The sequence below is a fragment of the Salimicrobium jeotgali genome (genome assembly GCF_001685435.2).
GTDB classification, from domain to species: Bacteria; Bacillota; Bacilli; order Bacillales; family Halobacillaceae; genus Salimicrobium; species Salimicrobium album.
In genome coordinates, this window is sequence record NZ_CP011361.2 from 2,310,856 (window position 1) to 2,323,429 (window position 12,574).

Here is a 12,574-nt window from a genome sequence, read left to right on the forward strand (position 1 = left end):
TTATGCACCTCCTCCAAACAAGGCTAATTCTTCGTCCGATACCTCTACCTTGAAACGAATGTTTTCAACCGCACGGATGCTTAACATCGTCTCCCCTGTTTGTAGGTAAGGGATATCTTTTAATTCACTCTGGCTTAATTGCCCCATGAATATTTGCTGCATCATCTCTAAGTTGTTACTATCTTGCTGCATAATAATTTTGTATTGGGTCAGTTCAAAAAGCTTCTTTATTTCCTCTACCATACTCTGATCCGAACCCTCAGGAACAAAATCACGAATGGTGTGACTGGCATAGAGAAGAGCACCAAAATACTTCCTGGCCTCTCGGCTAAACTTTGTAAGAAAATCAAGAGCACTCTCACTTTTCTTCTTTGTATTAATGATGTGGTGAGCTTCATCCATCAAGATGAGATATCGTACAGCGTCTTCAAAAGCTAATTCTCCTCGATTATAAGCATCAAACTGAGGTGAACCGTTCGTTAGCATGGAGTCCCATAAGAGGTTGAGTACATTAAACAATTGCGCTTGGAAAACCTCTGCCCTCATTTGAGATAGGCCCCTCAGGGTAAAAGTAACGACCTGTTGCTCATCAAAGTGTTCGATGGTTGATACTCCATTGAAGAGATGCGCGTATGTCTCTACAAGGTTACGAATGTTTAATTCGATGCTTTCCAGGCGTCGTTTCCTTTCCTGACTCAACTTCTCCTTTTGCTTCCCTTCCTTGATATTTTCATAGAGTTGTTCTTCGATAAAAGCAAGAAAATCGGTAAAGATAGGGTACTCATGGACAGAAAGTTCAGTTATATTTGATTTTGAATCATCGTTCCATAAGCCAAGCTTTTCATAGAGCTTTCTTAATAGATTTTCATATTCTTTCAATTCACTATCATTCGCTTCAGGTGCTAAGAATTTATAGAATGTAGTCAACTTGGATAAATGCTGAGTAAATGATGTGTATTCGTCCTCTGCCGTTCGATACACCTGCAAAGGGTTAATGACCCCATCTGAACCATCGAGAGCAATCTGCTTCCCGCCTAAAGCTTCCGTTAACTCCACAAATTCTCCTGTGACATCAAACGTCCGGACCTTATATCCTTTAATCGCATTATCCAGCATAATTTTCTTAAGCGTAGTAGATTTCCCTGCCCCCATCGCTCCTACCATGACCCCGTTATAACTTTTACGCTGCTGATCTCTATGAAAAAGATCAAAGACGACGTTTCCTCCGGTGAGTGTCGTTCCATAGAATGTACCGTAAGGATCGTTTAAGCTAGTAAAATGAAAAGGAAAGCCACCAGCTAACCCTAATGCAGGTATCGGATGACCTTCCCTTTTGTTTCGATAAGTGGATTGTTCTGTATAATTCGTGAGTAGTGATTTCCATTCGAATTCCTGTTCGTTCAAGAAGATGGATCCTCGAAAATTCTCGTCCTGTAACGTCGATAAGACGACTTTCACTTTGTCTTCCAATTCTTCTCTTGTTGGTGCACTTACATAATGCCTAAGATGAACACGTTTTATGATTTCTCCTTCTTCAGAGACCTGATTATATAGCTGCCGCAAATCATCGTAGTTATTTTGCGCTTCAATAATGCCTGCATTATCTTTTTCATTAATCATTCTGGAACTCTGTTCAGCCATCCCTTTGTTTAAACCATCTCGGACTTTGTAACGATCATCCGAGACAATATCCATAGTAGTAATAACATTCTCCATATTAAATATAGGTTCTAGCCAAAAGTCTGAAACATTTTTAGGGAAGGAATACACATGGACACAAACTTCATAACCGTCTCCTTTTCGGGTAAAGGTTTCGTGAAATTTAATTCCTCCTTGCGGTTGAATATGGGCCAGTAAGAAAGGGTTATATCCTTTTTCTCGTGTTTCTTCGGCATCACTCTTCTTTTTTAAAAATGAAAACATTCCTTAACCCCTCTTTTCTAATTTAGAATTTTGATTATATAGCTTATAAAGCAAATCAAGCTTCTTTTCATCGGTTAACTCAATGACTGGAGCGACTCGTCCAAGATAACGCCGACAATTGTTTCTATACTCAGCAAGCTGTTTAAGGCTAGTCGCGTAAATATATAAATAAAATTCTCTATTCGTCCGGTAGGTCTCTAAAAAGTGCAGCTCCTCTCTTTTTCTAATTAAAAAGCGCTCATATAGAGGCGCTTTGTTTTGAGCAATCTTGTAATTAATCGCACCCAGTTGTTTTTTCATATTAACCGGAAAATTCATAGATACGATCTTGATATCCGGCGCATACGATTGAAAGAACTTAGCCATCTTCATGATGTCGTACTCGGTTTCCTGGGTAGATGGAGAATAAATATCCTTACTCTGAAGTTGCATCACGTCCATATAACCCGTGTCTCCTTTTAATTGAAAGGATCCTTCTTCGGTCATGTCCTGAATGGGGAGAATCTCAGCTATGGATGGAATGGCCACCTCTCTCTTTTTCTCTTTAGCGTGCGACCTTTGCTGCTTCTTGTTTTTCTCAGTAGTTTTTCGTTCATCAAAAAGAGCCATTTTTTCGGAACTGTCTTCTTTAAAGAAAGGGTGGTCTTTCTTATTCTTCTTCATTTAAAGTCCTCCCTTATTTTTCTTTCCTGCTACTTCATGAATCAGGTCAAAAAATACGCCGACCGTCTCATGCTCCCATCCAGACAACCATCGAATCTTCCGCGCTTCTATTTTTGTTAAGTCTCGTCCAAGCTGTTCTTCAAGAAGTGCCTTAAACTTTTGAAACGCATATTCTTCATCATTTAACTCTTCATATTTGATTCTCATCCTTACCATCCTCCCTCTCTTTTTTATCGATGGCACAATAAGCAATTCGGTCCCTTGTGACAGCTAAGAACAAGGCTTTGACCATACGCAGTTTAGGGTTCGTTTTGGGGCGGATCAACCAAGCAACCATCAATATGATCCAAAAAATCGCATAGTACCAAACGAATGAAGAATGAACGACATATCGGAATGTAAAGCCTATGCCGCCTAAGATAAGTACCACAAGTAAGTCTGTAAGATAAAATAGACGGTTGATCTTCAACTCACTTCCAATTTCGGATGGTATCTTGTATTGCAATAAAAACACTCCTTCATAACAAAACACGGACCAAGTTAAGACTCAGGCCCGCGTTTCTTAATTTTATTTATCCAGTTCTCCGTAGTGTTTCGAGATAAGTTATACGTCCGTTTTGCACTTTGAACCTTAGGATTATTAGTAAATCGCTCACCCAACCGATCTTTCATATATCCTCCTACAGTTCGCTGCTCTGTTCTATATTGATTAGGCATAGGAATATCATCTGTACTTTTTGGAGCTTTTACGTCTGGTGTTTCTAATTTGGCGCTTTCAGCCATTTGGTTTGTCTCTTCCTTAGGTTCATTATCGTTTGCATCTAAACGTGCGCTTCCTGTTTCACTACTACCTATATCTTTCTCTTGTTTTTTATCTTTCTTGGGTTGAGTATATATAGGTTGCTCATTGCTTTGGTTCGATGACGGTACGTCCAATCCTCCTGGGGAAACTTCTTTTGTAGTGTTCATAGAGGACCCTTTCTGAGAAGAAGGATGGGACTGACCCTGAGTTTCATAGCTGGATGAACGATTTCCTGCCTCCGGACTTCTAACTTCTTTTCCTCCCAACGAACCTTTTTGCCCTTCCTGATTGAATGTCATTGGACTTGGCTCTTGTTTTTTTCTGTTTCCTTGACTTCTATTTCCTTCAGTTGATGATGAATCACTTTTTCCATTTGTATTAGATTTCCTCTCATCCTTGCGTCCATAGATACCAGCGACCGCACCAGCTGTCCCGGCACCTGTATTCATCAAGGCTGATACACCACCACTTGTAATAGCTCCTGCAGCTTTCTTCACGGGAGGTCCGAGTGTTTTAGAAGCTAGGTAACCACCCATCGCCACATGCCAGGCATTTTTCAATCCAGCATCAATTCCAAAGAGTTTTTGCACGATATTAGGACCATCAATGACAGCCAAACTTCCTGCAATTAAAGCAATCAGATACCCTAGTCCTTCAAGATTATTATTTATAAAAGTTGTGTAATACATATACACACGTAGACTTAAGAAAATCATGATAAGTGAAGCAAAAATGCTTCCAATATTCTTAATGATCGCTTTCAATCGCTGGCCCGTCGAAATATCCGCATAGGCCATGATTAAGGCCACGATATGATTAAAGCCAAGTTCAAAACAGAGCTTGGCTACTTTAATCGATATTAGTATCATGGTAAAAGCCATAACGGAAAGAGTTACGATGGCAGTAAACCAATCCACATGCCACCTGTAATAATTTTCTGGCAGGAAATCAAACAGACCACTTTTTCCTAACTCAACAAGCCCTTCTTCGCCATTTGATTCCAACCCTACTTTGTTCATTACAAGCTTTTGTCCTTTATTTGATAGGCTATCGCCATTAGATTTTTCAAAACTATCGTCAATCGTTTCATTAATGGATATTTTATCAATTGAGTCTGGGCTTATATGATGTTGTTCTTCTACATCTGGATCTGTCCAGTCTGTTTCTTCATAAATGACTATGTCTGTAATATGGTCTTCCATTACTCGATCGGAGGTGGTAAAAGAATCTGTTTGTACTTTCGCTATGTCCATCGCATCTCCAGTAAAGTCATTCACTTTCCCCATTCCAAAAGACAACAGAGTAATCGTCATGATAGATATAAACAGGTTCATTGGAATGTCAGATCGATTCTTTTCTTTATTAAATATTAATCGAAAGCCGATCATTCCCAATGAGATGGCCAGCATAATGTAGAGAGCAGGCTGGATGGTTTCGAGAAAGTTAGTCACGGGATCGCTCGAAAAGAAATCCGTTAAGGTTAAGACCTGATCAACCATTCCTTCCAGACCATCAACAATCATTTTCAAGAATAATATCGTTCCCCACCCTACGATCCTTAACCCAGATGTAAAGATATTATTCGTTGATAAGACTTCGGAAAACCTTAACAATATCTCTAACAGTTCTTCATCGGACACTCCATCACCACCTTTATTATTTTTCCCTTTTTCATCCCTGCTCTACTGGTGTTTCCTGTTCTTCAATTAACTTATCTATTTGTTTGCGAATGTGACTATACACTTGTCGGTTAATTTCTTGGTGATCGCCTAAAAGCTTTAAGTTATAAAGAAAAGCTTCCATAGGTTCATCATTCATTTCCTCCTCACTGTGTTCTAAATGAGGAGCAATTTGTTGGTGGATCAGGGAGAATGTGCTTTTATCAAAGAACTCACCGACTTTTTCCTTCCTCCACCATTCCATAGGTTGTTCTGAATCACTGAATGGTCCATTTTGTGAGTGATTTTCCATATCCTCTACCGCCTCGTCTGTCTGTGCTTTATTAGAATAGCCAGTTTGAAAATCAATAACTAAGTCTGCTGGATGAACATGGCGGTGTGGGGTAGAAATCTCTTCTTCCGTAATTGATCTACCTGGACAGAATTCTGAACTAAGATACGTGTGAGCATATTTCATACTGTATTTTCCTGTATTATAAATAGGAAAGGCACGAATCTTTCTTCCTTTCTTATCACGACGTAATAGCACACGTCGCACTACCGTATCTCCTTCCTCCAATTCCTGCAGTTCATTGGCCGTTAGAAGGTCTCTTCCTTCCGTACTTTCCGTTTTCGACTTATCCAGGGAAAAGGTAGATCCAGACCGTGTTTGAGTATTTAACGTTTGCTTTCCTAACTTGGAAGAAAAATAGGAAGCAGAATCATAGTCCGCACTCAATATATAAATTTCATTTCCGCAGTTACCTCGGATTGTGGCTTGCCCATCTTCTCCATACAAATCTTTTAATTGAGCATAGGATTGAACAACTAAGTGAAAGCGAATGTTTCTTCCCAAACATACCGTAATTTTATTTTCCATATCTGCTATCGCAGGCATATTACCGAACTCATCTAACATGAAGACCACTTCTCGTAAGCACTTTTGTCCTTTGGCAATGGCTGCATTTTTTGATAATACATAATACAATTGGCTAACGAAAATAGACGGTATAGCATGAGTAGACGTATCATAATCCGGTGTAACCATAAACACAGCAATTGGCTTATTGGAGTAAATAATTTCTTTTACTTCAATAGTGCCTCTAGCAAAAATATAAGAGAAGGAAACCTTGCCCGTTTCCTCATCAACTTTGTCAATCCGGATTGTCATATTATCCTTTTGAACTTCTTTATCCTTTGAATTTCCAGGAACAGAATCCTGAGAAATTACTAAATGATCTCCAGCTTCTAATGAGGTATTAAAGTTAATGGTCCATGTCCCACTCTCTCCAGATTGATTGATTTCAGTGGTTCCATCCGGGAATGAAATTATTACTTTGGAAAAAGGGCGACCTCGCCCCTTAATACTTTGACCGAAGCCCACTCTTTTTAAATCCAAAGAGTTTTTTGCTGTCATTTTAGCTGTTTCACTCATTGTGAATTTCGTCAATCCATTCATCGCTGTCGTAAAAATGCTTGATCGAGTATTCCCTTTGGAAAAATTACTCGTTGCATATTGACCTTTCGCTACATGGGATTGGGGTAGTTCTTGGAAGAATTGATCCAATGCATTGTACTCTTGGCCATCTTCATCCATTTCATTTCTAGTCCCTAACTCTGAGAGCATGTTGGCGACCGTGTACATCGTAATTTTCTCTTCCATCCCTTCGGTTATGCTTTTCTCTGTAACCGCAAGGATCATAGCATTCACAAGTGATTTAGCTGAATCATCCCACATAGGTTCTTTAGCATTCGGATTGTGGTAAAGCATATGAGTAATGGTTTCGCAAAGAGTTTGAGCTGTAGAATAATCCCCATCCTTATAAGATTGTTTAACCAACTCTAGCAAATTGAAGCTCATGCTTTGCATTGGATTCATTAAGTTTAAAACCTCAACCTCATATCCTCTTCTCTCCAGCGTCTCCCGGCTAGAAGCAAATAACTCCCCTTTGGGGTCATTAATGACTAAAGAGGGCTGATGTTCGGCACGAGAGTAAGCATCTATGGTTGGAATCACATAGGTTTGGCCCTTACCACTCCTTGTCGTACCAATAATCAAATTATTGACAGGTGACGGATCAATAAAAGCTTTATCCCCTTTTCTAGATAAAACAGGGCCACCCTGTCCTTTATATGATTGTTTTCGATCAGGAATGGCCTTGTACTGTTGTTGAATTTCTTTTCTTGTTGCAAATCTCTGGGAACCTTTTTCGTCCGTACCTACGGGTTTAAAGTTACTTCTAAGTTTGTAAATCATATGGGCTATTCCGACAAAACCGATTAAGGCAGCTACTCCATAGTAGAGTGGTTGTTCCTGAATATGAAAATCCGTCAAAAATGAAGTTTTAATTTCTATTGGTTTACTGAATTCTGGGAAAGTCTTTAAGGTTGACCACATGGCATATCCCATATTCCATACGAAAGTACTAACCAGCATCGTGGAGATAAAAAAACAGATGCTTAGTAGAATAAGCACCTGTTTTTTTGCAATGACTGATTTCAAATGAATCACCCTCTTATATATTGTTCTTTTGGCTCTCCAGATCATCTTGTTGTTCTTTAAGCGAATCGATTTTAGATTGATTTTGATCTTCTGACTCTTTCTCTGTTTCTATTTGAATGTTTAACTTAGTCAACTGTTCTTCGATTTCTTGATACTCATTAATCTTTTTGTTCAGTTCATCATTTTTCGCTTCACTGGCCATCTTTTTTGCATCTTCCAATTGCCCAATCCTCAAATAAGCGATCCCCTTTTGTTTATACAGTTCAGGAGACATCGCCATATCTTGAATATCCACCGCCTGTTTGTATTCCCCACGATGAAAGTCTATTTTAAATTCACCCAAAGGACTTGGATAAGCTTCTTGAAAGGAAATCAATTCTTCCAGACCATGAACTTTCATGACTTGCTTAGCCAGTGAAGAAGTGTTTTCCTTTCCTACATATTGCAAAGCTTGATCATACTTTTTAAGTTCCACAAGAAAATGAAGCAATGTTTGGCGCTCCGATTCCGTTAAGGTTTCCATTCCTTGTAACTGATCAACAGCTTTTTTCTGCTCACCTGTCCAGTAACCTTCATAAGCCGTTTTTACATTCTCCATTTTTTCCAGCTCTTGTGTCGTGACTCTTAGATCTTTGCCTTGATTGCTTAGAAGTATAAATAGAGTAATGGATGTAACTATGGCTACCATTAATGTGGTGCTGATCACACTCACAAGAATCTTGCCACGGTGACCAAGTTGCTTCCAACTCGACTTTTGTACTTCCTTCTCTTTCAATACTTCTGTCACATCAATTTGATAAGATGCTGGTGTGCTAGAAGTTAATTGTTGAAGGAAGACATCCCTTTTTGTTTCCTCATTTTTATTTTCCATGGGTAGCTGTAAAAGCTTTTGACAAACATGGTCATAAATATTTGATGTCCCTTCTGCTCCCATTTCATATGAGCCGTTGTACAGCTTGTCTCCTTCTTCATTAAATATCATGAAATCTAGCAGAATTGGCTTAGCATTTTTCTTCTTTAATTTAGCATCCAATTCCGCCGTTAGAACGACAACTTCCTGGAAGGAATAAGGGTGAAAGCTCGAAATTTCACCATGCATTTTTGATGTGAATAATACCCTCATGGACCTACACTCCTTTAAAAGATCACCTGACTGTCAATATATTCGGCGATAGCTGTAGCCCCCATTAGAACGACAAGTCCAACGGCACCACCAATGAACCACACGATAGAGCTTTGGCGGCCTCTAACTCCACCCCATATAAGATGGTAGGCTCCTATACCAAAAGCAATGGAAGCCGAGATAATACCCAAAAGCTGCATGGCGGTTAAAATTGATGCCCCAGTAGATTGTAAATTACTAATGGCAACAAGCATGGAATGATCTGCAAAGTAATTCATTAAAATCTCCCCTTTTAAATATTTTTGTTCTTGTTTTCTTCATCCAACCCTTTGTAATGGAGCAATGACTTCATAACGACATCTTGGTTTTGTTGAATGTAGTCTTGGTGCTTTTCATGGAGCCACTCATTGTAAGAAATATCTTGGATTGTTAACAGTGTCTGGACTAAGTCTTTTGATTGCTTAAGTTCGCGATTAGTAACGCCCATTCACCTTCACCCCCTTTCAAGGTTTGTATTCATAAAAAAAGAAGCGATCTATAAAAGATCACTTCCATTAGGATGAAGTTTCGTTGATGAATTTTTGTATGGCTTTATCCCTATCTTCAAGGGTTTTGTATTTCTGTGTTTTTAAGGAGATACGATCATGTAATCGTCCATCCTCATAATAACTTAGAGATTGGAACAGTTCACTACCTTCTAAACCTATTTCATTCAGATCCATATCCCCATCAAGAATTTTTTGATTCTGAGCATTAATTTCTTTCACATTAATTTCTTCAATATTTTCTTCCACTACCTTGATATATTCATCTCTTTTTTCTTCCTCAGACGCATCAGTTACTAGGATATAAACATTGTCACTGTCTTGCAGAGTTTCTTTCATGCCACCTGGTGATAATGACTCGACTTGACCTGTGGCTCCTTGAGCTCCGCAACCAACCAAGATTAAAACTATAACAAATCCAGCCAAACCACCGACCCAACACTTTGCCATCAGATCCGTCTCCTCTCAAATGATTTGTATAACGATTCTAACACCTACTTAAATATTAATCCACATTATGGAAGATAGATCTTTATTATTAATGATTGTTTATGGCGAGATACAATCAACCCTATGTAGAATGATTATTTTTTCTACAATGCACAACGTTTCTAGCCTATACGAAGAACTTTATGTATCTAGGATTACCTATACAAAGCTTGTACCTCACTTTGTATAAGTTAACCATAAAAGATACAACGCTTACCCGGTCACAAGATGCGTTTCTTGTAACACGCACCAAACGTTCATCGACTGTCAGGAAAGTTCTGTGACCTTTCAATTTCCTAACATAGATATATAGTTTTCAATGTTCAATGTGTGCTATTTAAGCACATGTTAAAATCGTTATATTCACTTGACAGATTTCAGCTCACTCATAGGGTTTTTGCGTTTAGCAATGGTTTTAAAATGACTATCCTTCACAGTCCGGATTCGATAATAAATATTAGGTAGTTTTTCAGCTACACCATTTTTATCTATTACCCAGAAGCCACGAACGTTGTACACTTTTCCATCAAAAGTCTTCACATTATCTGCCTTTGATGGGATATCATAATAAGCTAAGCGATGTTTGTTAGATGTTTTCATAGTACAGCCTCCCTCTTATATAATGTTATCGATCTCCTGCAACTTCCAAGCTCGTTTTGTTTAATAAGATTTCTTTAGCTGAACTTTCCCCCTCCCGAATAGCTTGTAAGTCTCTTTCCGAAAGATCATATCTGTTATGAATAGCTTCGAGAATATTCTCCCTGGATCGTTTCAGCTTAATTCCTATTTCTATTGCTAAAGCTGCACCATCAATTGTTGGCTTTTTATTTTCATTTTGTTTTTTATCATTACGGTTTTTAAACCATTCTGGTATTACCTCCTGATTTGAAGGTACTTTAGAAAACTGGTGCTTGCGGTGAATTTTATTTCTATGTTCAACTTCTTCAGCCTCAGCTTGTTCAATGGTTTTAATTCCTTTATTCACCCAAGATTTTAGGATACTCTTCACATATCCCCATGAAACCTTATTTCGCTCCAAAGCACGTTTCATGGCTTCAATAGTTAAATCTTCACCAAGCTCCGCGATCCATCGAGCTATTTCATTAGAAATATGGGGATGTAGTATTCCGATATTGTTTTGATAAAATTGAACAGCCTCACTATTCATGGTTTCAGAAGTAGTTGTAGTAATAAATTCTTTTACATTCTTAACTTCTTTAAGTTCTCGTTCATTCTTGTATGTGTCTTTTTGCTGGCCCTTTGATGTCAGGGAACTGTCTTTTTGATGTCTATTTTCTGTTATTTTGTTGTCGTGTTCTTCATCGTTAGATTGATAAATCCCCCAGTTTTCAACGGTTATTACACTATATTTGTTGGTGGTATTTATACTAATGACACTGTCTTCCTGAAGTATTTTTATATAGTCACGAACGGTGGATTCATTCATACTTAATTCAGAAGCAGCTTTTTTACGGCCAAATATAAATTGTCCAGGTTTAAGAGTAACCTTTTGCCTCCCTACTCTCGATTCTGTACTTTTATGGCTTGCCTTCGTCAGACAATAAATGAACACTTTTAACAACTTCTCATTTTCGAAAATTTCACTATGAAGAATTTTACGATGCAGCTTTAACCACCCCTGCACAACCTCACCTCCTAATTTAATAATCTCTTAGAATATAGAGTTTGGTGATGATCCTTCCAAAGCTTTAGCCAATTGATTTCATATCTTTCACAAACAGTAGCTAAATACAGGGTAGAGAAATGAATAACACCAGTCATAATTTCAGCTGATTTCCGTATGTCATGAATCTTAATAGAGTGCTTATCATGTAATTTTGCAGTTAAATTTACATTAGCTAATACATTAATAGCCTTCTGTAGTTCTTCCTCTAATAGAAGTTGTAAGAGAAAATTATCCTCTTCTACTTCCGGTCCCTCTAAGCGAGAGATCCCCCACCCAACATATTCATTAACAGCTTCAAGTGCTAACCAAGGATTGTTATACTTCTCAATAAAATATTTAGTGGATACAGGAGGAATCTTCCGTTCTCCCCCTTCCTGTTTAGAGATATACTCTCTTGACTGAAACATATCTACAGCTAACTGTTGCTGGGTTTTATTTTTGTTTTTCCTTAAATCCTTCATTAACTGCGCTGATTTGCTTTTATTAATAGTTTCCCCCTCCTTACTTATTGATTTGTACCATTGATTGCTTTCTCAGAGGTATATACTAGATTCATAGAGTCAAACAACACCAAAGTTTCTTTCCGGAGCAATATCATCAGATACATCAACATGATTTCTAATCCATGTAATTACTAAATCCTTGGGGTAAAGTGTCCGGCCACCTACATGAACTTTTGGAAAGTCCTTGCGCTTTAATACGTGAGCATCAAGAGATTGTACACTTACATTAAACACACGCTCAGCTAATTTTGTTCGATCAAGTAAATAGGGTAATTCCATTTCTTTCTGAACATCTTCTTGTGCTTTTTTAGCAATATCATAAAAAATATCATAGACCTTGTTATTAAAATCAGATTCGGGTTGCAATTTAGCTTCAAACATCTACAACATCTCCTTATAAGTTTTTTGTTCCTTTAAGGAACATTGGCTTTCAAAAAAATTTGTCCACTTGAACTCTAGGGCAAAAGCTATGTCCTTCGCTGTTTCTACTGTAGGATTTTTAACTCCTGATTCAATATGGGTATAATAGCTTCTCGATATTTTTGATTTAATAGCTGTTTGTTCTTGCGTTAAATCCTTCTGAAGTCGAATCTCTTTTAACCACACCCTCAATTTATTCACCTCCTAAAGTTCCTTTAAGGAACATCTTATGTTGTATTATAAGTTCCTTTAGGTAAC

General features: G+C 38.1%; 15 protein-coding genes. All 15 read right to left on the minus strand.

The window, feature by feature from the left end; genetic code table 11:
- Nucleotides 1-1,923 carry a VirB4 family type IV secretion system protein gene (locus AAV35_RS11545; protein ID WP_008590586.1) on the minus strand — a complete coding sequence of 641 codons (1,923 nt, stop codon included), beginning with the start codon at nucleotides 1,921-1,923 and terminating at the stop codon, nucleotides 1-3.
- Between the two features lie 3 nt (nucleotides 1,924-1,926).
- Nucleotides 1,927-2,586, minus strand: a complete 660-nt coding sequence (locus AAV35_RS11550; protein WP_008590587.1) for a hypothetical protein — start codon at nucleotides 2,584-2,586, stop codon at nucleotides 1,927-1,929.
- Nucleotides 2,587-2,793: a hypothetical protein gene (locus AAV35_RS11555; protein WP_008590589.1), complete on the minus strand. Its 207-nt coding sequence runs from the start codon at nucleotides 2,791-2,793 to the stop codon at nucleotides 2,587-2,589. It abuts the gene before it with no gap.
- The gene (locus tag AAV35_RS11560) at nucleotides 2,777-3,100 is read right to left on the minus strand and encodes a DUF5592 family protein (RefSeq protein WP_237757033.1); all 324 of its coding nucleotides are present in this window, start codon (nucleotides 3,098-3,100) and stop codon (nucleotides 2,777-2,779) included. The genes AAV35_RS11555 and AAV35_RS11560 overlap by 17 nt, the downstream gene beginning before the upstream one ends.
- A 26-nt stretch (nucleotides 3,101-3,126) precedes the next feature.
- Nucleotides 3,127-5,028, minus strand: coding sequence for a pLS20_p028 family conjugation system transmembrane protein (locus tag AAV35_RS11565; protein WP_008590593.1), 1,902 nt, complete (start codon nucleotides 5,026-5,028; stop codon nucleotides 3,127-3,129).
- 31 nt (nucleotides 5,029-5,059) lie between these two features.
- Nucleotides 5,060-7,549, minus strand: coding sequence for a VirD4-like conjugal transfer protein, CD1115 family (locus tag AAV35_RS11570; protein WP_008590595.1), 2,490 nt, complete (start codon nucleotides 7,547-7,549; stop codon nucleotides 5,060-5,062).
- A 13-nt stretch (nucleotides 7,550-7,562) separates the two neighbouring features.
- A complete protein-coding gene (locus AAV35_RS11575) occupies nucleotides 7,563-8,672 on the minus strand; it encodes a hypothetical protein (RefSeq protein ID WP_008590597.1) in 1,110 nt (369 codons plus the stop codon).
- A 14-nt stretch (nucleotides 8,673-8,686) separates the two neighbouring features.
- Nucleotides 8,687-8,950 (minus strand): hypothetical protein, encoded by a 264-nt coding sequence (locus tag AAV35_RS11580; protein ID WP_008590600.1) that lies wholly within the window; start codon nucleotides 8,948-8,950, stop codon nucleotides 8,687-8,689.
- A gap of 14 nt (nucleotides 8,951-8,964) precedes the next feature.
- On the minus strand, nucleotides 8,965-9,159 hold the full coding sequence (locus AAV35_RS11585) for a hypothetical protein (protein ID WP_008590602.1): 195 nt from the start codon (nucleotides 9,157-9,159) through the stop codon (nucleotides 8,965-8,967).
- Between the two features lie 67 nt (nucleotides 9,160-9,226).
- The gene (locus AAV35_RS11590) at nucleotides 9,227-9,667 is read right to left on the minus strand and encodes a hypothetical protein (RefSeq protein WP_008590604.1); all 441 of its coding nucleotides are present in this window, start codon (nucleotides 9,665-9,667) and stop codon (nucleotides 9,227-9,229) included.
- Nucleotides 9,668-10,069: 402 nt separating this feature from the next.
- Nucleotides 10,070-10,306, minus strand: a complete 237-nt coding sequence (locus AAV35_RS11595; RefSeq protein ID WP_008590607.1) for a hypothetical protein — start codon at nucleotides 10,304-10,306, stop codon at nucleotides 10,070-10,072.
- Between the two features lie 25 nt (nucleotides 10,307-10,331).
- Nucleotides 10,332-11,351, minus strand: coding sequence for a DnaD domain-containing protein (locus AAV35_RS11600; protein WP_008590608.1), 1,020 nt, complete (start codon nucleotides 11,349-11,351; stop codon nucleotides 10,332-10,334).
- Nucleotides 11,352-11,362: 11 nt separating this feature from the next.
- A complete protein-coding gene (locus AAV35_RS11605; protein ID WP_008590611.1) occupies nucleotides 11,363-11,854 on the minus strand; it encodes a helix-turn-helix domain-containing protein in 492 nt (163 codons plus the stop codon).
- 99 nt (nucleotides 11,855-11,953) lie between these two features.
- Nucleotides 11,954-12,277 (minus strand): hypothetical protein, encoded by a 324-nt coding sequence (locus AAV35_RS11610; protein ID WP_008590613.1) that lies wholly within the window; start codon nucleotides 12,275-12,277, stop codon nucleotides 11,954-11,956.
- Nucleotides 12,278-12,508, minus strand: coding sequence for a helix-turn-helix transcriptional regulator (locus AAV35_RS11615; RefSeq protein ID WP_008590615.1), 231 nt, complete (start codon nucleotides 12,506-12,508; stop codon nucleotides 12,278-12,280).
- Between the last annotated feature and the right edge of the window lie 66 nt (nucleotides 12,509-12,574).